Source organism: Tardiphaga sp. GW821-FHT12E02 (genome assembly GCF_058807155.1).
The window spans coordinates 2,111,416-2,137,927 of sequence record NZ_JBXAQK010000001.1 but is presented as its reverse complement, the minus strand read 5'-3'; the positions used below and the strand labels follow the sequence as shown (position 1 = coordinate 2,137,927).

Genomic DNA, 26,512 nt, shown 5'->3' with positions numbered 1-26,512 from the left:
GATAGACCCGGCGCGTCGTCGCTACCAGTTCGAACTCCGCGCCAGTGGCGCCACAGAAAAGAAAATGCCTCCGGCAGGGCATTACCGGAGGCACGCGCAACACAATTGATGTTGCTGGGTGCAGCGATCAGAACGACCGCAGTATCTGGACCGAGCCGTTATAGAGGTTCTGGTTCTGGATCTGGTAGGTCTGCCCCGCCGGTCGGCCGCCGACATTGCCGACATACTGGCCGCCAAGGCTCTGCTCCATACGGCTGTAGGTGAATTCAGCCGACAGGGTCAGGTTCCGGACCGGGGTCCACGCAGTACGGGTGCCGATCTGCGCGATGGCGAAATCGAAATTGCCCGTGGTGTTCTGCAGGTATCCAGCATTGGTGCCGGTCGGATTGGCCGCGTTGGCCGTTCCGAGACGACCGCCCGCCTGACTGAAGGCCGCCGCCAGGAGCGCATTGCCGCCATCGCCATATGAAATCGAGCTGTAGCTACCGAACAGCGACGTGCGCCAGGCCGGGTTCCAGTAATGCTCGTAGAAGCCGACGACCGACCAGGCTTCGCTCTGCTGGATCTGACCGCCCTGACCATACACGCCATCGAGCACATAGCCGAAGCCGACTGTATTGCCGCTGAACTTGGCGAAGCGACCGCCGCCCTGAGTATCGGTGGTGCCACCGGTGATGGCGTACTTCGCCGCGCCGCGGGCATATGTGGCTTCCAGCTTCAGGCTGTCGCCGGCTCCGGTCGGCAGATTCTTGAATTCGACGGCACCGTTGATCGCAAAGCCGTAGGAATCATCCGCATGACCGGTGGCGGCGTTGGCGCCGTAGAAGCCAGGTGTGATCGTGTGCATCGCGGCACCGAGATGCAGCGTACCCCAGGCCTGATCGAGGCGGAGATTGCCGACGATATCAGGAATGTGGTTGCCGCCATACGAATTGCCGAGGAAGGTTGCTGACGACACGCCGTAGATATAGTTCAGGTAGCTGCTCGAGCCCGGGCCGACGATGAAGTTCGACGTGTTGTAGAGACCGGCATTGCGATAGGGCGATGCATTCTCCAGCGAGATCGTGCCCGATAGGCCGTTACCGAACGATGCCGTATAAGCGAGCTGCGGCATACCAGTGGTGTTGTTCGAACCGGCCAGGAAGCCCGACGAAATGGTCGGCTTCGACAGCGCCCACTGGGGATCGAACTGCGACACGGCCTTGCCGAAGGTGAAGCCGGCGAACTGGATGAAGGCGTAATCGACTTCGGCGAAGCCGCCGGCGATCGATTCGCGGTTCTGGCTGAAATCGAACTGCATGTTGGCGTAAGTGCGGACAACACCGTATTCGGTGGCGGTGCGCGTGTCGGTGGTCAGGTTGATGCGCTGACGGGTCGCGAAATAGTCCTTGGTCCAGAGATCGTTGCCGCCCGCGCCGCCCTGCCAGAACGGTGCGTCATAGGTGTTGCCGTTGAACGTGGTGTCGAGACGGATCGCGCCGCCGATTTTGATGCAGGTATCGGTACCCGGGATGTAGTAGAATCCTGCACCGTATAGCGAGCAGACCTTCACATACTCAACGGCCTTGGCCTTGACGGGCAGGTCCGCAGCTAGCGCACCGGACATCACAGCCAAGCTTGCCGCCGTGCTCAAGATTGTCGTCTTCATCAGATTCATTTCGATCCCCTAAATTCCATAAACAGAAGCCCAGACGCCTTCCTCGCGGAAAATGACGAGCACGCGGTCGATACGATCGAACTATTGTCATCCCTGCATCTTGCAGTGGAACATCTCGATGCATCGGCGCCGCAGAACATCTGCACCGCATGTCCTCGATATGATCGACGCCGCGCTGCTATCGCAACAACGGAATGACATGGAGACATGCTCTGACGTAGCTTTCCGGCGTAACGTGTCTGCAACTCAACGCGGGAAAAATGTTATTTCTGCAGGCATTATCTGCAATCGATACACAGATCATATGCTGCACTTCGGGCAAGCAGAGTGCGCCAGATCGCATCAGAGCTCGTACACTTTCTTTGCAGAAAAGCGCGCAACCAACCCCGCGATGACATGATGGCTACGCGCCGGACGCGACCAGTAGCACCGCTTTGTCGAGACGATTCCTCAGACGCAGTATCGCTTCCGACAATATGCAGACTTCGTCATCGCCCAATTCGGTGCGAACGAAATCCTGCAGGCGCGCCATACTCGGCGCCAGCGACGCCAGCTGCTCATTGGCCTTCGCCGTCAGCGACATCAAGACACTGCGGCGGTCCTGCATCGACTGGATACGCTCGACCAGGTCCAGCTTCTCAAGGATCTTCGACTGTGTCGTCACGAAAGACGCGTCCGCATTGAGAAACGCAGCAACTTCCTTTACCGGAACGCCAGGACCATGACCCAGTTGCCGGATCGCCATCAGGATCATCCATTGCGACCCGCTCACGCCGATTCTCTTGCCCCACAGTTCGGACAGACGCATCAGATCGACGCTGAGCGAAAGCACATCCCAAAGCAGCCGTTCTTCAGACACCTGCTCCAGATCGGAAAGCCCCTCGTCTTTGGTTGTGCGGTTGAGCGATACTGATCCCAACGTTGCCTCTTATCTCGTTTGCAGCGCCGCAGGCAGCATTCCGAATTCCTTCGCGAAACGCTCGCTGAAGCGCGGCCACACTTCGGGATTTACGAGATGCTTCGGGACTCGACCATCGAACAATGCGATCCATTGCCGCGCTGCCGACGCAGCCATTTCGCGCAGGGCTTCATCCGTCATTCCCGCTATATGCGGCGTGCCGATGAAATTGTCGAAAGCCAGCAGAGGGTGATCCGACGGCGGCGGCTCCTTAAGAAACACATCAAGCGCCGCACCGGCAATCAGGTCGCGGGCCAGAGCCGCTTCCAGATCGTCCTCGCGAACGATCCCGCCCCGCGCAGTGGAAATAAGGTATGCCGAGCGCTTCATCGCACCGAGCACCGTCGCGTCGATCATGCCGAATGTCTCGTCATTGCGCGGGCAATGCACAGAGACGAAATCCGATCGATCGAGCAACTCCTGAAATGTCACTTTCTGCGCACCGCGCCGCGTGACCTCAGTGGCATCGAGATAAGGATCATAGGCAAGCACCGTCATGCCAAACAGACCCCGAGAAAGCTCTGCGACCCGCGTGCCGACAAACCCCAGGCCGATCAGGCCGATGGTCTTGCCCTGGATATCGCGCCCGATATGGCCATAGCGATCTACCGGCGCGCTGCGGCGTAATCCTTTATCGGTAACTGCGATACGCTTCGACAAAGCCAATACGAAACCAAGAGTGTGTTCGGCAACAGCCTCGAAGTTCGAACCGGCCTGATTGCAAACAGCAATGCCAGCCTTTGTGCAGGCGGGGACATCGATCACGTCAAAGCCTGCTCCGCTGGAGAAAATCGCCAGCAAATTCGTGCATCGACCGATCAGATCGGCGTCAGCAAACCAAGGCGCATGCATATCCCCCCGTGTCGATGCCTGATAACCATGCGCCCGCTTCAGATTATCCCAATTATCCGGCTCCGGATCGGCATAGCTCAGCCGCGTCAACTCGATCGATGGCTGATCGCCGAGCATCTGCTCGGCGATCGGATCGAGCCAGCGCTCGAAGAAGCTGATGCGCGCGACATTCGTGGTCATGCTGTCTCCTGGAGCCGGATATCCGACATCAGCTGTTATGCCAGTGCGGAGGTTGTGGATGGTTCGGGAACCGGTCGGACGTATCGATGTTGAACAGGCGCTGCGCGTTGAGGCCGAGAATGTTGCGCTTGGCCTGTTCGTCGAGAAACGGCAGGTCCCAGATCGTGCTCGGAAGATCCATGTCCCAGTGAGGATAATCCGAGGAATAGAGCAGCTGCGTCTTCGCGTTGATCATTTTGAAGGTCAGCTCGAGCGCCTCCATATTGTTCACCATCTCCATCGGCTGGGTGGTGTAGAACATGTCGCGCATGTAGTCGCTCGGCAGCTTCTTCAGAGCCGGACACTCCGATGTCCGCATCCGATAGTCGTTGTCGAGGCGCTGCATCAACCATGGCACCCAGGCAATGCCGGATTCGATCCAGATCACCTTCAGCTTCGGGAAGCGCTCCGGAAGACCATTCACCACCCAGTTCGCGCAATGAACCGCGTTGAAAAAGGTGAAGCCAAGCGCGTGCGCCGTAATGAAGCGATTGGTCGTCGCCATCATCTGGTCGGTCCAGTTATAGGAGCCGTGGAAGGCGAGCGGCAGCCCCATCTCCTCAAGCAGGCGATAAGACTTCATATAGGCGTTGTCGTAGACCCCCTTGTAACGGGTGGACACCACCATAAAGCCGATCACACCTTTGCGCCCACCATACTCCTTGATCATCTGATAGGTCGCTTCAGGATCGTTGAAGGGCAGATAGAGCATGGTCTTGATGCGTGAATCGAGCGGCATCAGCCGTTCGATCATCCAGCGGTTATAGGCCTTGGCCATCTGAGTCTCGACTTCCGCCTGCGGATGGAGGCCGAGGAACAGCATCGGTGTGGGGAACAGGCACGCATAATCGACGCTGAGCGAGTCCATCCAGCTCATCGCCTGCTCGGCGTCACGAGCGGCACCGACGCCGACGGTTTTCTCGGTCTTGCGACCGAAATAGCGTGTGACCCGGCCACCGAGATCCTGATAGCCCGGTTGATCATACAGCAATGCGGACACGCTCTTGGTCTTGAGCGTGTTCATCATCACCTGCTTGAGCGGCTCGTTCTCCACATATTCGAGAACCTGAACGATATTGTCAGTCTCGTAGTGGTGGCAGTCAACATCGACGATCAAGACGTCATCCAGTCCGCGATCGACGGCCTGCTTGCGCGCGTTAGCGAGATGGCGGCGGGTGTCAAACCCGTCCATAGGCATGTTGTATTCGGGAGCGCTCGAACGAAATTCCATCACCATACCCTCACCGCGTACCAGACCAGGATTGCCACATGCCGAGCTCAAACAATTCAACATTGGCCGACTTCAACAGCCCCGTGGCCGTTACCATGATCGCCGTGGCGCTGACTTCGGCACCCATCGGCAGTGGCAGGCACTGCTCGCCGCTATCGAACTTAGCAGCAAGCATTCCGACTCCAGCACCGAACAACTGTTGCAATGCCTCGACCGGAAACTGCGCGACTTCGCTATTGGCGTCGATCTCGCGCATGACGGCTGTCAGTTCTTCGATCAGCTCGATGGCGCGGGCGCAATCCAGCGATTCCGGCATGGGCAGGCGATCAACCGCAACGCTCGTGTCATACAACGACATAGATCTCTCCCTCGCGCTCGACGATATCGAACTTGCGGATGGCATGCTTTCCGTCGCCGGCACAGCGCCCCGTTTCAACGTTGAACTCCCAGCCATGCCATGGGCACACCAGATGCAGATCCTCGCTGAAACGCATGCCCTGATAGGTGCGATCTTCCGCGATGATCTCTTCGGGTTTGTGCACGAGCACGCCCTCGCAAACGGGTCCGCCCTGATGCGGGCAGAGATTCAAGAAGGCGTGGATCGCGCCCTTCGCGCGGAGCACGCCGATCTGCTGACTCTTGTGTTCGACGAGCGTGCGATCGCCTTCCTTCAAGTCCGCCGATTTTCCGGCATAGATTTCCATAGAACATCCTCTCGAGCTGCAATGCTGTCAGCGTGCCTGAGCGATTGCGCTCGTGGGAAACGAGAATTATTCTACGCGTCATGAAAATTTTTAATGACTGCATACTCACACGACCCGCATTGCCCACTAACAGGACGGCCTGATGCATAATCGCTATCTTCCATCGGTCGGATACCTGCTCGCATTCGAAGCGGCCGCGCGTCATTTGAGCTTCACCCGCACGGCGATGGAGCTCAACATCACGCAGACGGCGGTGAGCCACCGCATAAAGGCCCTCGAGGAGTTTGTCGGTGCTCGGCTGTTTGATCGCGACACGACAAGCATTCGCCTCACACAATGGGGGCACGAGTATCTCGAAACCGTGCGCGAGGCGCTGGCATCGATTTCGATCGCGACATCCCGCATCATCGATGGCCAGAACGAGAATTCGCTCTCGATCGCAACCCACGTCAATTTCGGCCTCAACTATCTGATCCCGTTGCTCCCCGCTTTCCGACGCGCATTCCCGCATGTCGCACTCCGGCTGGCGACGATCCCGTCTTTCGATGACCTGGAGCGTCACGACTACGACGTCGGCATCCGATACGGTACGGGCCAATGGCGCGGCTTCATCTCGCTTCTCCGCCTTGGCGACGACGAGAGCTTTCCGGTATGTAGCCCGGCATTGTTGAGCGGAGGCGGGTGCTTGAAGAAGCCGAAGGATCTGGAAAGCTACGCCATCATCCGCACCGCTTCCCAGATCCTTGGCGACGACTGGCCGCAATGGCTGGAGGCCGCAAATGCAAAGGACGTTACGCTTCACAACGGTATCGTTTGCAATCAGCTCTACGCTACCGTGCAGGCGGCGATACAGGGGCTCGGCGTTGCAATGGGACGCACATCCGTGGTGAGCAAGGAGATCGAAGCCGGCACATTGATCGCGCCGTTCGATATCCGGCTTCCGTTGACCACAAGCTCTTATGTCGTCTCCACGCCCGATAAGGCCGTGCGTCCAGTCGTGCAGCACTTCACAAACTGGCTGACGAAACAGCTTGGCCCGTTCCAGATGGTCAATTCTGTCTAACGGCCGGCAACTGACCATGCGCAGATACGCCCCGGCGCCGAGCGCCGGAGCGTTATGCTTGATCGACGCGAGGGTCAGCCCTTGCTGCACGGAAAAGGAAGATACGACGTGTCGATCACTTTCGATGCATCGATGGACGTGGCGATCAAACCTTCCTTCGCCATCGCATCCAGAGCCGGCTGGAACAGGCTTGGATTGATGCAGGCCGTTGCGTCACGATAGTAATCGCTCTTCGTCAGGAAGAAACCATCGATCACTTCGGGCGCAGACTTCGTCAGCGCAGCAGTGACTTCGATGACCTTGGGGCGGTTGGCCGGATCGTAGATCCACTTCAGGCCATCAACATAGTCGGCAAGCCATGCCTTCACCGCTGCAGGTTGCGCCTTGAGGAAATCGTTGGTTGCCGTCTGGAAGATGACCGAATAGGGAGGAAACGCATCGCTGCCCTTGAATATCTGGCGGATGCCGCCTTTGGCCCGCTCATTGGCGATGAAGGGAAGCGGCAGTACGCCAGCGTCGACGCGTTTTTCGCGGATCGCCGCACCGATGCTCGGAAACGAAATTTCGACGATCTTGAGATCCTTACGCGGGTCGATGTTGTTCTTCTTTAGCACGACGCGCAACAGCAGGTCGGTGGCTGTACCGAAGGCATTGACCGCCACCGTCTTGCCTTTGAGATCCGCAGCATTGCGGATTGGGCTGTCTTCCAGCACATAAAAGCCCTGGGTGGCAAAGCCATCGCGGCCGTCCTGAAAATTATCGGCGATCGCCTTCACCCCGTTCGGCACGGCGCCGCGCGCGATGGTCGTCGCGAAAGCCGGCAGCGACAGCGTCGCGAGATCGACCTGCCCTGCCGCCATCAGCGATGCAGCCTCCGGCGTGCCACGCGTATAGGTGACATCAAGGATGTAGTCCTTCCCATTCCGCTTCAGCAGATTGGCGCGCCCCCATTCGCTCATATGCACAGTGCTGATCTCGTTCGCACCGAGGCCGCCACCGGTTGCATAGCGAATGTGCGGAATGCCCTGCGCGCGAGCAACATAGGGAGCAGCAATCGTAAGCGCCGCTCCAGCCGCCCCCGCTTTGAGAATTGCGCGACGTGAAATCGGTTGGCGCGCGTCTTTCAGCATCTCGGACATTCATCTCTCTCCATTTGTCCCGACAATTGGACATTAAGATCGTAAGACAATATCATCTGATTATCATTGTCGAGTGAACAAATTAGAGGCGCCGCAGTGCGAAAAGACTTGCAGTCGGATTATGTGATCATCGGCGGTGGATCGGCCGGCTGCGTGCTGGCCAATCGGCTAAGCGAGGATGGCGACGTCAATGTCCTGATGCTGGAAGCGGGCGGATGGGATCGCGATCCGCTGCTACACATTCCGCTCGGCTATGGAAAACTACTCGCAGACCGGCTGCATGACTGGATGTATGTGACCGAGCCTGTGCCCGGTCTCGACGGTCGCCGCCTGCCCTGCGAGCGCGGCAAGGTGATGGGCGGCTCATCCTCCATCAATGCCATGGTCTATGTACGCGGCCATCGCAACGACTATGCCAGATGGTCGGCAGCCGGCCTGCCTAACTGGTCATACCGACACGTTCTCCCTTATTTTCGCCGCGCAGAGACGTGGGAAGGCGGCGCCGACACCTATCGCGGTGGCGAGGGTCCGCTCGCGACCACGCTATCGAACTACAACGATCCGCTGGTGCAGGCCGGCTTCGATGCGGCACAGAGCGCTGGCTTTTCCTATACCGCGGATTACAACGGCGCCGAGCAGGAAGGCTTTGCGCGACTGCAATCCACCATCGGTGGCGGACGCCGCGCCAGCACGGCGACGGCCTATCTCCGTCCGGTCCTGCATCGGCGTAATCTATCGGTGGAGACCAAGGCACAGGCCCTGCGCATCCTGATTGATGGCGACCGGGCCATCGGCGTGGAATTCCTCCAGGGCGGCGAGAAGAGGACCGTATATGCCGATCGCGAGGTGATCGTCGCGGCCGGCAGCGTCAAGACGCCGCAGCTGATGATGCTGTCCGGCCTCGGCGACCCCAAGCAACTGGCGACGCATGATATTGCGGTGAAAGCCTCATTGCCTGGCGTCGGCGCCAATCTGCAGGATCATGTGCAGGCCGGATTTGAATTTGCGCGTCGCGACGGCGGTCCATTCCAGCGCGCGCTCCGCTTCGACCGCATCGGGCGCGAGATGACGCGCGCCTATCTGTTCGGAAAGGGTTTTGCGACGGATCTGCCGAGCGGCTGGACAGCGTTTCTAAAGACTGAATTCGCCACCACGATGCCGGATATCCAGTTGCTTTTTCGCGCGACACCGCTGACGGCCGATCCGTACCTGCCGCCATTCCGTCGCGCATTCCGCGACGGCTTTGCCTGCCGCGCTGTGCTGCTCCGCCCTGAAAGTCGTGGCCATATCACGCTGGCATCGGGCGATCCGCTGGCGCCGCCGCGGATCATCCAGGCGTTTCTGGCAACCGATCAGGACCGCCGGGTGCTGCGAGCAGGCGTCCGGCTGGTGGAGCGCCTCGCCCGAGAGCGTGCCTTCAAGTCCTATATCGAGGCACAGATCGATCCACTGCCATCGGTCACATCGGATGTGGATCTCGATGCCCATATCCGCGCCAGTGCCGGTACCGTCCGCCATCCGCTTGGCACCTGCCGCATGGGCTCTGATGGCGATGCAATGGCTGTGGTGACGCCCGATCTGCGCGTCCGCGGCACACGCAACCTGCGCATCGTCGACGCGTCCGTCATGCCTGACATGACCGGCGGCAATATCAACGGCGGCGTCATCATGATCGCCGAGCTTGCATCCGACCTGATCCGCGGCCGGACTCAACTGGCGCCGGCTGTGATCTGAAGCTCACCAGCCGTGGACGAGATAGTCGACGCCCGACGGGGTGTCGATGGAAAGGTCCGGATCGAGTTCGCGATAGCGACCGCGATAGAACAGCAACGGGCGCGGATTGCTGCTGGCCGTGGTCGTGTATGAGACGACACGGCCGATCAGCAGCAGATGGTCGCCACCGTCATGCTTGGCGTAGCTTTCGCATTCGAAGCAGGCGCTCGCATCGAGAAATACCGGCACGTCATGCGCACCGGTGGCGGCCTTAACGCCATCCCACTTGTCGGTCATGGCGCGTGCAAAACGATTCGACAGTTCGCTCTGCGATTCCGCGAGAATATTGACCGCATAATGCTGCGCGGCTGCCCAAACGTTATGGGCCTTAGCGTTATTCGCGATGCTGAACAGGATCAGCGGCGGATCGAGCGACACTGAATTGAACGAACTGACGGTCGCCCCGATTCGCTCGCCATCGGCTGCAAGCGTAGTGACGATGGCAACGCCGGTGGGAAACAGGCCCAGCGCGTTGCGAAAGGCGCGCGGATCAACGGTCATTATTCGATCTCCGGATTTCCAGAAGCGGATCTTTCAAACACGTCATCTAGCCGACCTTGCCTGCACGGGGGATGCCACCGCGATGCAGTTCGGAGAAAGCCGTATCCGTATTGACCATCAACAGCCGCATGACGCGGACGACGGCCTGAAAATCACTGTGGCTGATATTCTGAAGCAGCACGTCATTGACCCCGCGCACCATCGGCGTCACCTGCTCGACAGCAGTTTCGCCCGATGGTGACAACGAGACCAGCACGCTGCGGCGATCGACTTTGTTCGGTCGCTTGACGAGCAGCCCCATCTTGATCAGGCGGCTGACCTCCGTGGTTACATGCGGCGGCGCAAGCCGCACATGCTCGGCGAGGTCGCGGATCGTGACGCCGTCCGGTCCTTGCCGGTATGCCGCCCCGATCAACACCGCGAACTGGCTACCGGTGAGGCCGAGCGCACGCCCGAACTGGTCGCGGCAGCGCAGCAGGCCATCGAGCGCCATCACCATGGCATAAAGGCCGTCACGAAAGGCGCGGTCGTGGCCGTCCTTGAGGAAATCAGCCCGCGAAATGGTGAGCGGCGGCACATAGGACGCTGCGGCGGCGCGCGTTGCAGCCTTTTTGGAGGGGCTGCGCGCCTCCTTGGCTGTCGTCACCGCTTGGTTTGTTGCTCGTTTGGGGGAGGCGCTCTTCTTGACCACAAATCTCATCACTGGTTCGGAGAACATCGACCTCATACTGTCTAACATCTCCGCATATGACTACCAAACGAGCGACCTTCCGCGATTGACATAATACAAAATACATTCATTATGTACATATATTTTCTAGCGGCCCCATCCTGAGGTCGCGCCCGCCAGGGAGGAACGCATGAATATCCAGACAGGCAAGCTGACCGCCGCGAGCAAGCCCGGAGCCTATCGCACCGGCGCCGATTACCTCGCTCATCTGAAGGCCACGCCACGCAGCATCTTCGTGGATGGCGAGCGCATTTCCGATCCGAGCGAGCATCCCGCCTTCCGTCAGGGCGCCAAGCAGGTCGCCTCGCTGTTCGACTTCGCTTTCGCGCCGGAAAACATCGAGGCGATGACTTATGTGGAACCGGAGACCGGTTTCCGCGCGCTGCGCTGCTTCCAGATTCCGAAGACCGCCGCCGATCTTGCCGACAAGCGCAAGGCCGCCGAGATGTGGGCCGAACAGTCGTTCGGCCTGATGGGCCGCACGCCCGACCACGTGGCGAACTTCTTCACCGGCTACGCGGCCAAGCCGTCGGTTTTCGCGAAGTCCGGCCCGCAATATGCCGAGCGCGTCGTCAACTTCTACAAATATATTCGCGATCATCATCTCTATGTCGCCTATGCGATCGTCCCGCCGCAGATTGACCGTAGCAAGACTGCGGCCAACCAGTCGGAGCCGGATCTCTATGCGGGCGTCGTTCGGGAAGTGGATGGCGGCATCATCGTGCGCGGCGGCCAGCAACTGGCCACTGGTGGCGTGTTCGCCGACTACCTGCACCTCTCCAGCATCCACCCGCTACAGCCGGGCGACGAAAACTACGCCATCAGCGTCGCCATTCCGATGAACGCGCCAGGCCTGAAACTGTATTCGCGCCGCGCTTTCGCGACCCAGGCCGACAATTCCTTCGATTATCCGCTGTCCAGCCGTTTCGACGAAACCGACAGCTTCGTCGTTCTCGACGACGTGTTCGTGCCGTGGGAGCACGTCTTCATCTATCGTGACATCGAACTGTGCCGGAACCAGTGGTGGATGGCGCCGTCGCATGCCTATGGCAACCATCAGGCCCAGACCCGCTATGCCACCAAGCTGCGCTTCCTGCTGGGCATGGCCAAGCGCATGAACGAAGCCACCGGCAACGACGCTGTGCCGCCCGTGATGGTGCAGATGGGTGAACTGGCCGCGCTGGCCTCGATCGTGGAAGGCATGTTGCTGTCGCAAGAGACCCAAGCCACCATCGACGACGAAGGCGTGCTCTGGCCGGCCCGCAATATGCTCTACGCCGTGATGGCCCTGCAGAGCGAGATCAATCCGCGGATGATCGACATCGTGCGTGAACTGACCGGTGCTGCGATGATAACCTTGCCGTCGTCGGTCAAGGACTTCGACAACGCGGAAGGCGCCAAGGACATCGAGCGCTACTACCGCTCGTCGAAGATGGGCGCCCGCGAACGCGTTGCCTTGATGCGCCTGGCATGGGACTTCATCGGCACCGAATTTGGCAACCGCCATCAGCAGTATGAGAAGTTCTACGGCGGCGCGTCCTTCATCGTGAAGATGAACATGTTCCGCAACTACGACTTCAAGCGCGCCGGGGCGCTGGTGGACAAGGCCCTGAGCCTGCCGCCGGTCTCGCTCGACTGATCTGGGAAGCTCCCAAACTCAAGGGGCGCCGGTTCTACCGGCGCCCCTTTCTGTTTTACTTGTCCGATCGACACGGCGGATGGCGCCGGCTCATTCCTGTAGTGCCTCTTCGCGCTTCTCGCGCACGGCTGGCGCGATCAGGATGACCAGCATGATCGCCGAGGCGATCAGGAAGGAAACGCTGATCGGCTGCGTCAAGAAGGTGGAGGCGTTGCCGCGAGAAATCAGCAAGGCGCGACGCAGATTCTCCTCCATCATCGGGCCTAGAACGAAGCCCAGGATCAAGGGCGCCGGCTCGCAATCCAGCTTGATGAAGATGTAGCCAAGCAGGCTCAACCCCACGAGCAGATAAATGTCGAATACGTTGTTGCTCGATGAATAGACACCGATAACGCAGAACACCAGGATCGCCGGAAACAGCAGGCGATACGGAATCTTCAGTAGCTTGATCCAGATCCCAACTAGCGGCAGGTTGAGCACCAACAGCATCAAGTTGCCGATCCACATCGAGGCGATAAGCCCCCAGAACAGGCCGGGGCGATCCGTCATCACCGAGGGCCCTGGCGTGATGCCTTGCACCATCAGCGCGCCGATCATCAGGGCCATGGTCGGGTTGGACGGCACGCCCAGGGTGATCATCGGAATGAACGATGTTTGCGCCCCGGCGTTGTTGGCGGATTCCGGTCCGGCAACGCCGCGGATATCGCCATGACCGAATTGACGCGGCGGCTTGGCGACCTTCTTCTCCAGCATGTAGGACGCGAAGGAGGCCAGCAGCGCGCCGCCGCCGGGCAACACGCCGAGCAGCGAGCCGAGCGTGGTGCCGCGCAGGATCGACGGCGTCGACAGCTTGAGGTCAGCCCAGGACGGCAGCGCACGCCCGATCGGTTGTGCGGTGATATCCTGATCCTGGTTGTTCTCCAGATTGCGCACCACCTCGGCAATGCCGAACAGCGCCATGCTGATGGCGATGAAGCCGAGGCCGTCGGTCAATTCGGGAACGCCGAAGCTGTAGCGCGCCGTGCCGGAATTCGGATCGGTGCCGACCAGCCCGAGCAGCAAGCCGAGCACGACCATGCCGATCGCCTTGATCACCGATCCGCGCGCGAGCACAACCGCAGCGATGAGGCCGAACAGCATCAGCGAGAAATACTCGGCGGGCCCGAACTGCAGCGCCACTTCGGTGAGGATCGGAGCGAAGTAAGCTATCGCGATCGTCGAGACGCAGCCTGCGAAAAATGATCCAATTGCAGCGATGCCGAGCGCCGGTCCGGCGCGGCCCATGCGCGCCATCTTGTAGCCGTCGATCGCTGTCACAACTGAAGAAGACTCGCCCGGAATGTTGACCAGAATCGCAGTGGTTGAACCGCCATATTGCGCACCATAATAAATGCCGGCGAGCATGATCAGTGCCGATTCCGGTGGCAATACGAATGTGATCGGCAGCAGCATGGCCACGCTTGCCACCGGGCCGAGCCCAGGCAGCACGCCTACCAGCGTGCCAAGCAGCACTCCGGTAAAACAATAGGCGAGATTGGACGCGCTCAGCGCAACGCCGAAGCCGAGACCGAGATTTGCAAGAATATCCATGGCGACTTACAGCGCTGGCCAGAGAGGAAGCTGAAGCTTGAGCGCAAATACAAACAACGTCGCACACAAGAGAGCGAGGAAGAGCGCGAGCGGGATGCCTTCCCTCCAATTGAAATCGCGATTGGCAAGTCCGCCAAGCAGCACAAGAATGATCAGCGACAGGATGATGCCGAGTGGCCGCAACAACACGCCGAACAGCAGGATCGCGCCAAGCAGACAGATCAAGGCGCGCCAGTTGAGCTTTTCAATACGATCCACACTGCCCGAAAGACTCTGCATCAGGATGGCAACCCCGATGACAGCAAGCACGATGCCGAGAATGAGCGGAAAGAAGCCTGCTCCCATCCGCGAGGTGGTGCCGAGATTATATCCTGGGGCCAGAACGGCGAAGATCGCCCCAAACGCCAGGAATAGCAGCCCGGAAGCAAAGTCCTTCTGGCTCCTCACGCGCATCTCAAATCCTTCTCGCAATAATAACAACAAGATTGAGCTTGCAAAAAGGGCGCCAACCGGCGCCCTTCCCGCATGTCAAAATCAGGCGACGTCGTAACCGATGACAGCCTTGATCTCGAGAAAGTCTTCAAGACCGTAGAGACCCATCTCGCGACCATTGCCCGACTGCTTGTAGCCACCGAACGGCGCTTCGACGTCCTGCAGCTTGCCGTGCGGCGCGCCATTCAGATAGACGCGACCGCAGCGTAGACGCGCACCGACCCGACGTGCGTCGTCGAGCGATCCCGCCCAGACATAGCCCGACAGACCATAGATGCTGTCATTGGCGATGCGGATGGCGTCGTCCTCGTCCTCGTAGGCGATCATCGACAGCACAGGCCCGAAGATCTCCTGCTGCGCAATGGTCGCCTTCGGATCGACCCAGGCAAACACGGTCGGACGCACATAGTAGCCGCGGTTGAGGCCGGCCGGCTGGCCGGCGCCGCCGACAACGCATTTCGAGCCTTCCTTCAGGCCGGCTTCGATCAGCGCCTGCACGCGATCATATTGCAGCTTGCTGACCAGCGGGCCGAGCTTGGTGCCCTCCGCCAGCGGATCGCCAACGACCACGTCTTCCGCGGTCTTCACCGCCAGCGCGACCGCTTCGTCCATTTGGTCCTTGTGGACAAGCATGCGGGTCGGTGCCTGGCATGACTGCCCGGTATTGGTGAAGGAGCGCAGCACACCGGCCGGCACGGCCTTGGAAAGATCGGCGCCCGGAACGATGATGTTCGCCGACTTGCCACCCAGCTCCTGATGCACGCGCTTGACGGTCTCGGCCGCGGTCTTCGCCACCATGATGCCGGCGCGGGTCGAGCCGGTAAAGGACACCATGTCAATATCCGGATGTGCGGAGATCGCCTCGCCCACCGTCGGGCCATCGCCGTTGACGAGATTGAATACGCCCTTCGGCAGCCCCGCCTCGTGCATTACTTCAGTGAGCAGGATCGCGCTCAGCGGCGCGACTTCACTCGGCTTTGTCACCACCGTGCAGCCGGCCGCGAGCGCCGGTGCGAATTTCGACGCGATCTGGTTGATCGGCCAATTCCACGGGGTGATGAAGCCGCATACACCGATCGGCTCGCGCACGATGCGGGTCGTTCCCATCATGTGGCCGAAGTCGTAGTCCTTCAGCGTGATGATGGCCTGCTTGAAATGCGCCAGTGTGGTGTCGGCCTGAACGGTTTTTGCGAACCACAGCGGCGATCCCATCTCCGCAGTGATCACTTCAGCGATCTCGTCGAAACGACGTTCGAAGGCAGCGACGATGCTGGCGAGCAGATCGAGGCGCTCCTGCTTGGTCGTCTGCGAGAACGAGGTAAAGGCCGCACGCGCCGCTTTCACTGCGCGATCCACATCGGCCGCGCTGCCGAGGCTGATCTGGCCCGCGACTTCCTCATTCGCGGGATTTATGACATCGAACAGATTGGGCGTGATGGGATCGACCCACTCGCCATTGATGTAGAACTTGGTGTTGTTCTTGCTCATGCAAATCTCCTGGAAACTGCTGACCTGGCGATCTTACTCGCCACGCGACAGCGGAGGATTGGAATAGCCCGGCTTGACATGGGCATCGATGAAATAGGGCTTGCCAGCGCGAACCGCAGCAAGACCGCGCTCGATCGCCTTTTCAAGCTCGCTCGCCGTCTTGATCGGACCTTCGGCTTCGACGCCCTGGGCACGTGCCATGGCACAGAGATCGAGCTCGGGATCGGCGATCCGCTGACCAATCCAGCGGTTCTCCGGCGGACGACCGCGCATCTTGGCGACAGCTTCCTGATGCAGCTCGTCATTGAAGTTCGAGCGGTTGTTGCTGACGATGAACAGCGCAGGAATCTTGTAGTGAGCTGCGGTCCAGAGTGCCGAAACGCCCTGCATGAAGTCGCCATCACCGAGCACCGACACCACCGGACGATTCTGGTCTTTCAGTGCCAGCGCGACGCCGACGGTGAGGCCCGGACCGGCTGCAAGACCGGCGCCGCCATCATGCCCCATGAAATCGAGCGGATCGCGGAATTTGTAGACGTCGCCGGCCCAGCCGATGGTGACATGGGCGAGGGTGAAGGTCTGATCGCCCCGCACCTTGGCAAGCGCCACTTCGATGTCGCGCGGACCCATTTCGGTTTCGGCATTGTCCGTATAGGCCGGTACCGGCGCGGTGTTGCGGTTGTCGCCAGTCCACTTGCTCTTGCCGCCGAGCTTCTTGTCGAGCGCCGCGAGCACGTCCTCGACAAAACCGTCGGGACCGGCGACCACCGGCACGTCCACCGGCGGCAGCGCGAAATAGTCCATGCTCCATCCGCGATGCAGGCTGGCATCCAGCGTGCAATGCGCGATCTTGGCCGGATAGGTGTCGGTCTTGCGTGTGATCTGCAGCAGGAAGCCGTTGAGATCAACCCAATCGAACGAGACGATGACGTCGGCCTTCTTGACGATCTCCTTGGCAGCCGGGCTGAGCCAGTAGAACGGCGGCACCACATGCAGCTTGTGCTCGGACGGAAACGCAGCGCGTTCACGCACCGATGTCATCACCGATGCGCCGGCGAGTTCGGCCAGCTTGACGCGATTATCCCAGGCTTCCTGGCTGCGCAGGCCGCGACCAAACAGGATCAACGGGTTCTTGGCATTGGCAAGCAGCTCGGCCACGGCTTCGATGTCCTCTGCGCGCGCGCGCGGCGGGCTGGCGGGCAGATAGCGCGTCGTGGCAGGCACGGTCATCGGCTCGTCCAGCTTCTGCTCCTGCAGGCCGGCATCGAGACAGATATAGACAGGCGCCGTAGGCTGGCTGTTGGTAAGCTGCGAGCCGCGGAGGAAGGCTTCGACGATGCCGTGCGGCGAGCGCGGTTCATCATCCCATTTGATGAAATCGCGCAGCAATGCGCCCTGGTCCTTCGCGGTGTGGATCCAGTCGATCCACGGGCGGCGCTTTTCCGGAGCGACCGGGCCAGTGGCTCCGACCACGATCATCGGTGCGCGATCGCACCAAGCATTGAAAATGCCCATCGAACCGTGCAGCAGTCCGACATTGGAATGCAGCACACAGGCCATCGCCTTATCGGTGACCTTGGCATAACCATGGGCAATCGAGACAACGTGGTCTTCGTTCAGGCACAGCAACATCTGCGGCGTCTCGTTACCGAGATTGTTGACGAGGCTGTCATGAAAACCGCGATAGCTAGCGCCGGGATTCAGCGCGATATAGGGGATATCCAGCTGACGAAGCATCTGGGCCGCAACGTCGCTGCCATACTCAGCAGCATTCGAGGGCGTGACGTTGGGGCGTTCAATATCTTTCATCGTCCAGTGCTTTCTTTCTCAAATGCTGTCGCTCGGAATGAGGCGAAGCGCAGTTCAAGGGTGATGTGATAAGTGAGGAACAGAAACGGGTGCGGCGCGCCGCAGATACGAGGGCCCGAGATCGTCGATATCGGGACAGCCCAGCAAGGCCAGCGACGTGCGGATCTCGTTGCCCATGATGGTCAGCATGCGTGACACGCCGTCGGCGCCGCCGGCCGCGAGCGCTACTCCTTGCAGCTTGCCGAAGCCGACGAAGTCCGCGCCCAGCGCGAGCGCTTTCAGCACATCGGTGCCGCGCATAAACCCGCCATCGACGAACAGGCGACAGGCGCCGCGCACGGCTGCTGCAATGCCTTCGAGCTGATCGAGGGCCGCCGCCGTATGATCGAGCTGGCGCCCGCCGTGATTGGAGACATAGATGGCATCGATGCCGTGCTCGGCGCATAGCAGCGCGTCCTCCACGGTCATCACGCCCTTCAAGATCAATGGCAGATCGGTGCGACGGCGCAGCCAGGCGATCGTGTCCCAGCTCAGCGCAGCCTGCTCGCGGGTGATCTGAACGTCATGGCGATCGGTGAAATTGACGCGATCGACGGCGGCCGCCGATGAGAAGCCGTTGATGAGATCGCGCTCGCGGCGACCATAGACGGCGGAATCGACGGTCATGCAGAGCGCCGCGCAACCGGCCTTCTCCGCACGTAGCACGGTATCATCCAGCCAATTGCGGTCGCCGCGCATATAGAGCTGCAGCACAAGGGTCGTTGCCGGCGACTGGCGCACCAGATTTTCAAGCGACGGCTGAGCCATGATGCTGACGAACATAGGAACATTCGCTTCGGCGGCCGCGATCGCAGATGCGAGCGCCGCATCCTTGTCGAACAGGCTGAGCGAACCGATCGGTGCCAGATGCACGGGCAAGGCCATGTCGCGACCGAAAAAGCTGCGCTTGGTGAATAACCTTGAGACATCACGCAGCACGCGCGGCAGGAATTCGCGGCTATCGAGCGCGAGACGATTCCGCGCGATCGTCGCTTCGCTTTCGGCGCCGCCGAACAAATAGTCTGCAACATCGGGTTCGAGTCGACGCTTTGCGAGGCGAAAAAGCCCCGTCATCGTCAGCTCCTGATCCAACGCTCCCATGCAGATCTTCTCAGCCCTTCATGAACACATCTGACGTTAAGATTGTCAGACAAAGATGTCAATCAGGCCGAAGGAGCTTTTGCAGGCATGCATGCCGATTGAGCAATGCGCCTGACATCGATGCAATCACGCCACAGACTTGCTGTAGCGCGCTGCCGATAGCGGCGGATATCTGAACGAAAAAGAACTGGATGCTATTGACGATGAACGCGCGCCCATCACGCGTCAGGCAGCGCTATCTTCTTTGGCACTCAGCTGCTCGTAGACGGCATTGGCCGAGCGATGCGCATTTTCGACATGCCGAACCGCTGCCGTGCGCGCCGCAGATCCGTTGCGCGCTTCGATCGCCTCGAAGATCGCCTTCATTTCCTGCAGGCTGACCTTGGCGCGGCCCGGCCGCGACATGGAACGCCCGCGTAGAAAATTGATGCGGGCGAGCAAACCGTTCAGCGTCTCTTCGATGATGCGATTGCCACAGATACGCAGGATATGACCGTAGAATTCAGCGGTGGTCGCCACCTCGATCTTCATGTCATGCGCGCGAACGGCCTTACCGAAGGCGGCCAGCGACGCACGCATGAGCTTGAGGTCGTCCGGCGTCGCCTTCTTGGCGGCGATGAACGCCGCCTCGCCTTCGAGCAGCGCACGCATCTGGTAGATTTCGGTGGCATGCTCGGCGGTCAGAACCGGGATCTGCGGACCCCGGTTCGGAATAATCTCGACCAGCTTCTCGGCTTCGAGGCTGCGCAGCGCCTCTCGGATCGACGGCCGGCTGACCCCGAGCATTTCGCACAGATCAGCCTCGATGAGCCGGTCGCCCGGCTTGAAGACGCCCTCGATGATCGCTCCCCGAAGCTTCTCCACGATCTGCTGCTGAACGGTTTTGGGAGATATCCGGAGATTGGGCGTGGCCATTGTCTATCGTCTTCCGCTATCGTCTTCCGAGATGCCGCTGTCCTACACGGTCGAACACGGTGTAGCTCGCTTTGAACCAGTCGTTCTTGGCCAGCTTGTCCCGCCAGGCGGTCTTGCGCGCTTTGTCACGCGCCGGAGACTGCAGAGCCTTCGAGTCGGCCAAGTAATGCAAAGCCATATGTGTATACGTTTCGGGAACGCCATCGGCAACGCGCATCCGGCGCACCATCAGCCAATCCGGGCACTCCATCAACAAGGGAATGTGCTCGGTCTCATACCAGGAATCGAATTCGGCCGCCGCCTCGGCAGGAACATTGAAGCTGACCGCATAAAGAACGGCGGCATCCAGCGTCGAATCCGGCGCCTCCTGCGACTTCACCGACGTCTCGCCCGCAAGGTAACGGGTGAAACCGGTCACATTGGCCAGCATCCATGCGGTCTCTTCCGACGGCTGGCCCTTGATTACTTTATAGGCATCGCGGGACAGCACCCCGACATCATCCATCTCGTAGACCGCGAGATAACCCTCGGTATCCTGCCGCTTGTAACGCTGCGCGCTGACAAAGCCGGGGCACGCCATCCGCACCGGAATATGATGCGTATCGTACCAGTTGTGGAAGCGGTCGACGAAGTCCGGTCCCGGCGTCATTTCCGAAAACAGAACGGCTTGGCCTTTGATTTGCATATGCTGAAGCCCTGATTGACAGATTGTCTGACGAAGTGTTAGCTCTCGATCAGCCAGTGTCAAGCATTCGAAAGCCAATCGAAATGAATCTGAATATTCGCCGCTCCTATTCGATCGTTGAAGACAAGAGCGAATTGGCGGGTCGTCGGGTCGAAGTACCCGTCCGCAAGGTCGCCGTGGTGACAGTCCTCGAGAACCCCTATCTCGGCCGCTACGTTGAAGATCTCAGCCCTCTCGTAGAGGCCAGCGTCGGCCTCGGCAAGACCATGGCGCAGATGGCGCTCGATGCGCTCGGCACCTACAAGGCACAGAGCTATGGTAAGGGCGCTCTGGTCGGCCTGCTTGGCGAAGCGGAACATGCAAGTGCCCTGGTAACGACCGCTTATGCCAATCCGATCCGCGATGCGCTCGGTTGCGGCAAGGCATGGATCTCGTCGATGGTGAAACTCGGCTCGCCCGGTCAGCTGATCGACATTCCCATGAACCATGTCGACGACGTCTATGTCCGTTCGCATTACGATGGCGTGACCCTGTCGCTGCAGGACACGCCGATGCCCGACGAAATCGCGATCATCTTCTGCCTGGCCAGCGGTGCGCGGCTCAATGCCCGCGTCGGCGGCCTCACGCATGACGAAGTAGCAAAGCGCGGCTAACGGATCTCGCAGACACAGGTACGCCATCGGCGTCCTTTCCTGCCTACCATCGCCGACAACATCGCGAGCGACACATCCTGCGATCGATCATATCGGTCGTTGGATAGCTGCGGCTTGTCTGTGCGACGACTCATGCCGCCTCTCGGCGACGCCATCGCGCGACGTCGTAGCAGCAAAAAACGATCAGTGACTTACGGCCATGCGCATCATTGCGCGCACAACACTCTACTCGCTTACACCTGCATGCTTGCAATCCAGGTTTTTTGAGAACGATCGGCGCCAAGTCATATCTTGGCGTCAAATTTGCAAAAGCAAAAAAATCTCGACGACATTCTAGCGATCGATAACGACTTTGGGGGTTACATGAAGAAGATGCCAACAATCACACGGCGTGGCTTCCTCGCAACGAGCGCCGGCATCGCCTCGTTGCTTGCGGCACCATCGCTGTTGTCGGCGCAATCCGCTCCTGTGACGATGAAGGTCGGTACACCGACGCTGAACGATGTGCAGCACGAGTGGATGAAGATCTTCCAGCGCATTCTCGAGGCTGACAGCGGCGGACAAATCAAGGTCGAGATTTATCCGGCGAGTCAGCTCGGCTCGATTCCGCGCATGATCGAGGGCACGCAATTCGGCTCGATCCAGGCTTTTGTCGGACCGCCGGAGTTCCTTGCCGGCGTCGATAGCCGCTTCGAAGTGCTCGGCGCCCCAGGTCTGTTCAAGGACATGGCCCATGCCAACCGCACCATTCAGGACGCCGGGTTCAACAAGGCCTTTCTCGCGCTCGGCGCCAACAAGGGACTGAAGGGCATCGGCCTCTTCGTCAGCGGACCAACCATCTTCAACACGCGTACCAAGATCGAGAAACTTGCCGACTTCGAAGGCAAGAAGATCCGCGTGCTCGCCTCCCCGATCCAGACTGACCAACTCAAGGCGGTGAGAGCCACTGCGGTGCCGATGCCGCTCGGCGAGGTGCTACCTGCTTTGCAGCAAGGCACGATCGATGGCGTGATGAGCGTACTCTCGGTGCTGGCCGCATTGCGGTTTTACGATGCCGCGAAATATGTCGTGGAGACCGATCAAGCAATGGTCACCGTTGCCTCCGTCGTCAGCAAACAGTGGTACGACAAACTGTCTCCTACGCTGCAGGCGAAGGTCGATGATGCCGGTCGCAAGGCGAGCATCGAGGTATTTCCATGGGCCGTTGATTTCACCACCAAGCAGCGCGCTGCATGGAAAGCGAGCGGCGGCGAGATCACCGAACTGTCGAAAGCCGATCACGATGAGTTCGTGAAGCGCGTTCGGCCCATCGGCGCCGAGGTGACCGCCAAGAAGCCGGCTGAGCGCGAACTGTTCGAGCTACTGCTGAAGACTGCCGAGGCGACTGCGTCATGATGGCAGGCGAGGCATCGGCGCGCGGAGTTCTGCATCGGCTGGGCGACAGCATTTCGTCGCTCTGCACGATGGTCGCCGGCGCTGCATTGATCGCAATCGTCGCCATCAACGGCGCCAATGTCGCCGGCCGCTATTTCTTCGCCAGTCCCATCGCCTGGGCCGAAGAATCGATGCTGTATCTCATGATCCTTGTCGTGTTTTCCGCCGTCGCCAGCGTGACCTGGCGCGGTTCCCACATCAAGATCGAGCTGCTGCTCGACCATGTATCGCCGACGCTGCGCAGGATCGCGACGATCTTTTCGGCGGCACTCACCATCAGCATCTGCGGCGTCGTAGCTGTCAGCAGCCTTGACGTCGTGTCGCAGCTCTATGCTTTCGATCAACGCAGCGATGCCATGGAATTTCCAGTCTGGATCGCACAGTCGGCCGTCCTGGCAGGACTGGTGCTGATCGCGGCAATGACCGTCATGCGGCTTGTGGTGTTTGGCCCGTCCGCAATCGGCCACACGGAAATCCAGGACCACGTATGAACGCGCTCGTCTTCGGTGTGTTGCCCATCGCATTGCTGGCCATCGGCACGCCGATCTTCGTCACGCTGCTGATCGCGACCGCTGCCGGCATGCTTATGCTCGGAGATATTCCGCTGCGTGCGATGCATACGGCGCTGTTCGGCAGTCTCGACGCTTTTTCCCTGCTCGCTGTCCCGCTGTTCATTTTCGCCGGCGACATCATGTCCCGCGGTGGCATCGCGCGCCGGCTCATCGAACTGATCATGGCGCTGATCGGCGGCATCCGCGGCTCGCTGCCGCTTGCAACCGTCGCATCGGCCTCGGCCTTCGGCGCGATGTCGGGTTCCAGCGTCGCCTGCGTCGCCGCCATCGGCAAACTGACGCTGCCTTCGCTTGGCAAGGCTGGCTACAACCGCCGGTTTTCCGTCAGCCTGGTCACCGCCACCGGCGTGATCGACGTGATCATTCCGCCGTCGATACCGATGATCATCTATGCCATCGCAGCCCAGCAATCGGCTACGCAGCTGTTTCTCGCCGGCATCGTGCCTGGCTTGATCGTGGCTTCCGCCCTCGGCGTCTATGTCGTCATCTATTCCCGAATGAAGGGCGTGCCGGTCGGCGAAAAGCCGCGTTGGGATGTGATTCGCCCGGCCGCTAGGCGCTCCCTCTGGGCAATCCTCGCGCCGGTACTCATTCTCGGCGGCATCTATGGTGGCATGTTCACCCCGACTGAAGCCGCTGGCGCCGCCTGCATCTATTCGATCGTCGTATCGGTCTGCATCTATCGCGAACTGGCATGGCGCGACGTCTGGCAGACCGCGGTCGATTCGTCCTTCCTTGTTGCACAGATCATGATCATCGTCGCCGCCGCGGGCACTTATTCATGGCTGATCACCACCAGCGGCTTTCCGACCCAGCTGGTGTCCTTCATCGACAGCCTGTCGCTGCAAACCTGGGCGCTGTTGCTGGTGATCAATGTGATGCTGCTGCTGGTCGGCAGTGTGCTGGAGCCACCCGCCGCGATCCTTGTCCTAGCCCCGCTGCTCACGCCGATCGCAGCCAAAGCCGGGATCGACCCGATCCATTTCGGAATCATCGTCACGGTGAATTTGGCAATAGGCATGTTCATGCCGCCCTTCGGCCTGAACCTGTTTGCGTCCAACGCCATCTTCAAGATGCCGCTGCCGCAACTCTATCGCGGCGTCGTGCCGTTCTTCTTCATCTATCTGTTCGTACTGGCTCTGATCACTTACTTCCCTGCGCTGACGCTCGCTCCGATGGCTCTCTACAAATAGGCCATCGGCGCGGACGACGGCGTTTTCTTTTTGCAACAAGGAGACGATTTGATGAGACGACTTCTTCTGGCGGCCATGGTTGGACTTCTGAGCGTGACATCGGCGCAAGCTCAGAGCTTTCCATCCAAGCCGGTGACCATGGTCATCCCCTATGCGCCCGGCGGATCGTCCGATGTGGTTGGCCGCATCCTCGCGCAGAAGCTCAGCGAGCTCTGGAAGCAGCCTGTGGTCGTCGAAAACCGCCCCGGTGCCACCACCACCATCGGCGCCGAATATGTCTCGCGCGCCGCGCCGGATGGTTACACCATGCTGCTTGCGGCGCCGCCTTTCGTCATCACGCAGCACGTCTACCCGAACCTCACTTACACCACCGACAAGAGTTTCGAACCTGTCTCGCTGGTGGCCTATTTTCCTCTGATCATGGTAGCACATCCGGCGCTTCCGGTTCAGAATCTGAAGGATCTCGTCGCTTATGCCAAGAAGAAGCCGGGCGCTGTCTACCCGTCTCCCGGTGCCGGCACGACGCCACATTTGATTGGAGAGCTGCTCGGGCAACACGAAAAACTAGACCTTATTCACGCGCCGTATAAGAGCGGCGGACAAGGCGTCATCGATCTCGTCGCAGGTCGTCTGCAATTCTATGCAGGTGCACCCGCGGAAGTGGTCGCACATGTGAAGGGCGGGAAGCTTCGAGCCATTGCGGTTTTGGACTCCAAGCGTGTCTCCATCTTCCCAGATGTCCCGACCTCGGTGGAACAAGGTCTCGATTTCCTTCAAGCACAGACCTGGTCGTCGGTCGTGGTTCCCAAGGGAACACCAAGCGACATTGTCAACAAGATGAGCGCGGACATCGCCACGGTGGTCAAAGATGCCGACTTTCAAGAGCGCCTGACCTCGCAGGGCGCGGTCATTGTCGGATCCACGCCGGAGCAGCTGCGCGATTGGTATGTCGCCGAACACAACAAGTACGGCCCGCTCGTCAAATCCGTCGGTCTCAAACCAGAGCAGTAAGCATTGCGTCGGCAATGATCGCTGGACGACGATCAACACGCTGTGAGCTACACACGCTCACAGCGTGCCAATAGATCGACCGTCAATCTGATGAAGGACTGAGCCAACTTTGTCGCAGAATCCGGCAAGGATCCGGAGAGCAATAAGGAGGCTCAGGAAGATCGCCATCATCGTAACGAGGGATGTTTGGAGGATGGCAAGGCACCGACGACGACACCGCCGGCTCAAATCATCCGGAAAAGTAATGACCCGAAAGCCCGCCCTTACCGGCGGGCTTTTTGCTGCGCGATAACCGGGATGAATGTCAGGTACCGGACAGAAATAAACATCGCCGCGTGATAGCGCGAGCCATGAGCAATGCCATCAGTCATTTGAAAGCCCGTTATTGTCGCTCGATCATGAATACCGCATCCATCAGTCCTGATACGGAAGCGCGGCATCTGATTGATGCGCTCACAACCGAGCGACCCACAGCAAACGTCTCCCCTGCCGTCGCTACCGCGGAGCGCGATGCCTATCAATGTTTTCACACGCTCTCGGATCGATTGACTGGTACGACGATGTCCGCTGCCGCACTCGAATGGGCGCGAGCGCGCAAGGCGATCCTGCGCTGGATCGACATATCGGCGTGATCCGATTTTCTGCGATCCGCCGAGAGTTGCTCCGAGCTTTATGCGCTATTCCGATCCGAAACTGGCGCTGATCGGTAGAAGCTTACGCTGCGTTCCCGACATGGCGCCTTTGAAGCTTACTCGACCAAACGCATTAGCCCGGGATTGTCCCTGCCGACCTCTGCTCACCTGCCAGACGAAACGTTGCGCGCCGCCTGAAATTGCCACTGCACTGCTCAACGAGCGAGGAGATGCAGAATGTCAATTTCCCAGCAAGTCGTTTATCAGCCACCATCCGAGGACATCAAATATGTAGACGGCCCGCCCGGCGCCGGATCCGATGGCTCCGGCACTCCCCCCGGTGCCGGAAGTGGAGATGGCGGTAGCGGTTCATCGCCTCCTGTCGCCGGCGGCGGTGATGGATCCACGCCTCCAGGCGCAGGCGGTGGCGGC

Annotated in this window: 25 protein-coding genes; 9 read left to right on the top strand and 16 right to left on the bottom strand. The window is 60.0% G+C overall.

Annotated elements, in window-relative coordinates:
- Window positions 1-127: 127 nt before the first annotated feature.
- The 6 genes from AC1RQ5_RS10120 to AC1RQ5_RS10095 form a co-directional block, all read right to left on the bottom strand.
- The gene (locus tag AC1RQ5_RS10120) at window positions 128-1,648 is read right to left on the bottom strand and encodes a porin (protein ID WP_398476123.1); all 1,521 of its coding nucleotides are present in this window, start codon (window positions 1,646-1,648) and stop codon (window positions 128-130) included.
- Window positions 1,649-2,060: 412 nt separating this feature from the next.
- Window positions 2,061-2,576 (bottom strand): MarR family winged helix-turn-helix transcriptional regulator, encoded by a 516-nt coding sequence (locus AC1RQ5_RS10115; RefSeq protein ID WP_493198667.1) that lies wholly within the window; start codon window positions 2,574-2,576, stop codon window positions 2,061-2,063.
- Between the two features lie 9 nt (window positions 2,577-2,585).
- A complete protein-coding gene (locus AC1RQ5_RS10110) occupies window positions 2,586-3,647 on the bottom strand; it encodes a hydroxyacid dehydrogenase (RefSeq protein WP_493198665.1) in 1,062 nt (353 codons plus the stop codon).
- Window positions 3,648-3,675: 28 nt separating this feature from the next.
- Complete coding sequence (locus AC1RQ5_RS10105; protein WP_493198663.1) at window positions 3,676-4,917, bottom strand: amidohydrolase family protein; 1,242 nt, start codon at window positions 4,915-4,917, stop codon at window positions 3,676-3,678.
- 10 nt (window positions 4,918-4,927) lie between these two features.
- On the bottom strand, window positions 4,928-5,275 hold the full coding sequence (locus AC1RQ5_RS10100) for a hypothetical protein (protein ID WP_493198661.1): 348 nt from the start codon (window positions 5,273-5,275) through the stop codon (window positions 4,928-4,930).
- Complete coding sequence (locus AC1RQ5_RS10095; protein WP_398476113.1) at window positions 5,262-5,621, bottom strand: Rieske (2Fe-2S) protein; 360 nt, start codon at window positions 5,619-5,621, stop codon at window positions 5,262-5,264. The genes AC1RQ5_RS10100 and AC1RQ5_RS10095 overlap by 14 nt, the downstream gene beginning before the upstream one ends.
- A gap of 142 nt (window positions 5,622-5,763) precedes the next feature.
- On the opposite strand from AC1RQ5_RS10095, the gene AC1RQ5_RS10090 reads away from it, so the two are divergent.
- A complete protein-coding gene (locus AC1RQ5_RS10090) occupies window positions 5,764-6,684 on the top strand; it encodes a LysR substrate-binding domain-containing protein (protein WP_493198659.1) in 921 nt (306 codons plus the stop codon).
- Window positions 6,685-6,758: 74 nt separating this feature from the next.
- Here the strand turns inward: AC1RQ5_RS10090 and AC1RQ5_RS10085 are convergent, their stop codons facing one another.
- Window positions 6,759-7,823: an ABC transporter substrate-binding protein gene (locus AC1RQ5_RS10085; RefSeq protein WP_493198657.1), complete on the bottom strand. Its 1,065-nt coding sequence runs from the start codon at window positions 7,821-7,823 to the stop codon at window positions 6,759-6,761.
- 96 nt (window positions 7,824-7,919) lie between these two features.
- Between AC1RQ5_RS10085 and AC1RQ5_RS10080 the strand changes: the two genes are divergently transcribed.
- Window positions 7,920-9,557, top strand: coding sequence for a GMC family oxidoreductase (locus AC1RQ5_RS10080; protein WP_493198656.1), 1,638 nt, complete (start codon window positions 7,920-7,922; stop codon window positions 9,555-9,557).
- Between the two features lie 3 nt (window positions 9,558-9,560).
- Here the strand turns inward: AC1RQ5_RS10080 and AC1RQ5_RS10075 are convergent, their stop codons facing one another.
- Together AC1RQ5_RS10075 and AC1RQ5_RS10070 are read right to left on the bottom strand one after the other, a co-directional pair.
- A complete protein-coding gene (locus AC1RQ5_RS10075) occupies window positions 9,561-10,097 on the bottom strand; it encodes a flavin reductase family protein (protein ID WP_493198654.1) in 537 nt (178 codons plus the stop codon).
- A gap of 46 nt (window positions 10,098-10,143) precedes the next feature.
- Window positions 10,144-10,743 carry a MarR family winged helix-turn-helix transcriptional regulator gene (locus AC1RQ5_RS10070; protein ID WP_493198652.1) on the bottom strand — a complete coding sequence of 200 codons (600 nt, stop codon included), beginning with the start codon at window positions 10,741-10,743 and terminating at the stop codon, window positions 10,144-10,146.
- A gap of 214 nt (window positions 10,744-10,957) precedes the next feature.
- On the opposite strand from AC1RQ5_RS10070, the gene AC1RQ5_RS10065 reads away from it, so the two are divergent.
- A complete protein-coding gene (locus AC1RQ5_RS10065; RefSeq protein WP_493198650.1) occupies window positions 10,958-12,466 on the top strand; it encodes a 4-hydroxyphenylacetate 3-hydroxylase family protein in 1,509 nt (502 codons plus the stop codon).
- A gap of 90 nt (window positions 12,467-12,556) precedes the next feature.
- Here the strand turns inward: AC1RQ5_RS10065 and AC1RQ5_RS10060 are convergent, their stop codons facing one another.
- From AC1RQ5_RS10060 to AC1RQ5_RS10030, 7 genes are all read right to left on the bottom strand, one after another.
- Window positions 12,557-14,056, bottom strand: a complete 1,500-nt coding sequence (locus AC1RQ5_RS10060; RefSeq protein WP_493198649.1) for a tripartite tricarboxylate transporter permease — start codon at window positions 14,054-14,056, stop codon at window positions 12,557-12,559.
- 6 nt (window positions 14,057-14,062) lie between these two features.
- The gene (locus AC1RQ5_RS10055; RefSeq protein WP_493198647.1) at window positions 14,063-14,539 is read right to left on the bottom strand and encodes a tripartite tricarboxylate transporter TctB family protein; all 477 of its coding nucleotides are present in this window, start codon (window positions 14,537-14,539) and stop codon (window positions 14,063-14,065) included.
- A gap of 51 nt (window positions 14,540-14,590) precedes the next feature.
- Window positions 14,591-16,036, bottom strand: a complete 1,446-nt coding sequence (locus AC1RQ5_RS10050; RefSeq protein WP_493198645.1) for an aldehyde dehydrogenase family protein — start codon at window positions 16,034-16,036, stop codon at window positions 14,591-14,593.
- A gap of 33 nt (window positions 16,037-16,069) precedes the next feature.
- The gene (locus tag AC1RQ5_RS10045; RefSeq protein ID WP_398476093.1) at window positions 16,070-17,845 is read right to left on the bottom strand and encodes a thiamine pyrophosphate-binding protein; all 1,776 of its coding nucleotides are present in this window, start codon (window positions 17,843-17,845) and stop codon (window positions 16,070-16,072) included.
- 54 nt (window positions 17,846-17,899) lie between these two features.
- Window positions 17,900-18,958, bottom strand: coding sequence for an alpha-hydroxy acid oxidase (locus AC1RQ5_RS10040; protein WP_493198643.1), 1,059 nt, complete (start codon window positions 18,956-18,958; stop codon window positions 17,900-17,902).
- A 252-nt stretch (window positions 18,959-19,210) separates the two neighbouring features.
- Complete coding sequence (locus AC1RQ5_RS10035; protein ID WP_493198641.1) at window positions 19,211-19,900, bottom strand: GntR family transcriptional regulator; 690 nt, start codon at window positions 19,898-19,900, stop codon at window positions 19,211-19,213.
- A gap of 16 nt (window positions 19,901-19,916) precedes the next feature.
- Window positions 19,917-20,648, bottom strand: a complete 732-nt coding sequence (locus AC1RQ5_RS10030; protein ID WP_493198639.1) for a DUF4286 family protein — start codon at window positions 20,646-20,648, stop codon at window positions 19,917-19,919.
- 20 nt (window positions 20,649-20,668) lie between these two features.
- On the opposite strand from AC1RQ5_RS10030, the gene AC1RQ5_RS10025 reads away from it, so the two are divergent.
- The 6 genes from AC1RQ5_RS10025 to AC1RQ5_RS10000 all read left to right on the top strand — a co-directional run bounded on the left by AC1RQ5_RS10025 (window position 20,669) and on the right by AC1RQ5_RS10000 (window position 26,080).
- Window positions 20,669-21,238 (top strand): amino acid synthesis family protein, encoded by a 570-nt coding sequence (locus AC1RQ5_RS10025; protein WP_398476085.1) that lies wholly within the window; start codon window positions 20,669-20,671, stop codon window positions 21,236-21,238.
- Window positions 21,239-21,601: 363 nt separating this feature from the next.
- Window positions 21,602-22,633 carry a TRAP transporter substrate-binding protein gene (locus AC1RQ5_RS10020; protein ID WP_493198637.1) on the top strand — a complete coding sequence of 344 codons (1,032 nt, stop codon included), beginning with the start codon at window positions 21,602-21,604 and terminating at the stop codon, window positions 22,631-22,633.
- Window positions 22,630-23,163 carry a TRAP transporter small permease gene (locus AC1RQ5_RS10015; RefSeq protein ID WP_493198635.1) on the top strand — a complete coding sequence of 178 codons (534 nt, stop codon included), beginning with the start codon at window positions 22,630-22,632 and terminating at the stop codon, window positions 23,161-23,163. Before AC1RQ5_RS10020 ends, AC1RQ5_RS10015 begins: the two co-directional genes overlap by 4 nt.
- On the top strand, window positions 23,160-24,437 hold the full coding sequence (locus AC1RQ5_RS10010; RefSeq protein ID WP_493198633.1) for a TRAP transporter large permease: 1,278 nt from the start codon (window positions 23,160-23,162) through the stop codon (window positions 24,435-24,437). The genes AC1RQ5_RS10015 and AC1RQ5_RS10010 overlap by 4 nt, the downstream gene beginning before the upstream one ends.
- 51 nt (window positions 24,438-24,488) lie before the next feature.
- On the top strand, window positions 24,489-25,448 hold the full coding sequence (locus AC1RQ5_RS10005; RefSeq protein WP_493198631.1) for a Bug family tripartite tricarboxylate transporter substrate binding protein: 960 nt from the start codon (window positions 24,489-24,491) through the stop codon (window positions 25,446-25,448).
- Window positions 25,449-25,798: 350 nt separating this feature from the next.
- Complete coding sequence (locus AC1RQ5_RS10000; RefSeq protein ID WP_398476073.1) at window positions 25,799-26,080, top strand: hypothetical protein; 282 nt, start codon at window positions 25,799-25,801, stop codon at window positions 26,078-26,080.
- Window positions 26,081-26,512 lie beyond the last annotated feature (432 nt).

Excerpts from the sequence above, each read along its gene's own strand:
- AC1RQ5_RS10120 (WP_398476123.1), bottom strand. The coding sequence starts at position 1,648 with ATGAAGACGACAATCTTGAGCACGGCGGCAAGCTTGGCTGTGATGTCC.
- AC1RQ5_RS10110 (WP_493198665.1), bottom strand. The coding sequence starts at position 3,647 with ATGACCACGAATGTCGCGCGCATCAGCTTCTTCGAGCGCTGGCTCGAT.
- AC1RQ5_RS10105 (WP_493198663.1), bottom strand. The coding sequence starts at position 4,917 with ATGGAATTTCGTTCGAGCGCTCCCGAATACAACATGCCTATGGACGGG.
- AC1RQ5_RS10100 (WP_493198661.1), bottom strand. The coding sequence starts at position 5,275 with ATGTCGTTGTATGACACGAGCGTTGCGGTTGATCGCCTGCCCATGCCG.
- AC1RQ5_RS10095 (WP_398476113.1), bottom strand. The coding sequence starts at position 5,621 with ATGGAAATCTATGCCGGAAAATCGGCGGACTTGAAGGAAGGCGATCGC.
- AC1RQ5_RS10090 (WP_493198659.1), top strand. The coding sequence starts at position 5,764 with ATGCATAATCGCTATCTTCCATCGGTCGGATACCTGCTCGCATTCGAA.
- AC1RQ5_RS10085 (WP_493198657.1), bottom strand. The coding sequence starts at position 7,823 with ATGTCCGAGATGCTGAAAGACGCGCGCCAACCGATTTCACGTCGCGCA.
- AC1RQ5_RS10075 (WP_493198654.1), bottom strand. The coding sequence starts at position 10,097 with ATGACCGTTGATCCGCGCGCCTTTCGCAACGCGCTGGGCCTGTTTCCC.
- AC1RQ5_RS10065 (WP_493198650.1), top strand. The coding sequence starts at position 10,958 with ATGAATATCCAGACAGGCAAGCTGACCGCCGCGAGCAAGCCCGGAGCC.
- AC1RQ5_RS10060 (WP_493198649.1), bottom strand. The coding sequence starts at position 14,056 with ATGGATATTCTTGCAAATCTCGGTCTCGGCTTCGGCGTTGCGCTGAGC.
- AC1RQ5_RS10050 (WP_493198645.1), bottom strand. The coding sequence starts at position 16,036 with ATGAGCAAGAACAACACCAAGTTCTACATCAATGGCGAGTGGGTCGAT.
- AC1RQ5_RS10045 (WP_398476093.1), bottom strand. The coding sequence starts at position 17,845 with ATGAAAGATATTGAACGCCCCAACGTCACGCCCTCGAATGCTGCTGAG.
- AC1RQ5_RS10040 (WP_493198643.1), bottom strand. The coding sequence starts at position 18,958 with ATGACGGGGCTTTTTCGCCTCGCAAAGCGTCGACTCGAACCCGATGTT.
- AC1RQ5_RS10035 (WP_493198641.1), bottom strand. The coding sequence starts at position 19,900 with ATGGCCACGCCCAATCTCCGGATATCTCCCAAAACCGTTCAGCAGCAG.
- AC1RQ5_RS10025 (WP_398476085.1), top strand. The coding sequence starts at position 20,669 with ATGAATCTGAATATTCGCCGCTCCTATTCGATCGTTGAAGACAAGAGC.
- AC1RQ5_RS10020 (WP_493198637.1), top strand. The coding sequence starts at position 21,602 with ATGAAGAAGATGCCAACAATCACACGGCGTGGCTTCCTCGCAACGAGC.
- AC1RQ5_RS10015 (WP_493198635.1), top strand. The coding sequence starts at position 22,630 with ATGATGGCAGGCGAGGCATCGGCGCGCGGAGTTCTGCATCGGCTGGGC.
- AC1RQ5_RS10010 (WP_493198633.1), top strand. The coding sequence starts at position 23,160 with ATGAACGCGCTCGTCTTCGGTGTGTTGCCCATCGCATTGCTGGCCATC.
- AC1RQ5_RS10005 (WP_493198631.1), top strand. The coding sequence starts at position 24,489 with ATGAGACGACTTCTTCTGGCGGCCATGGTTGGACTTCTGAGCGTGACA.
- AC1RQ5_RS10000 (WP_398476073.1), top strand. The coding sequence starts at position 25,799 with ATGAGCAATGCCATCAGTCATTTGAAAGCCCGTTATTGTCGCTCGATC.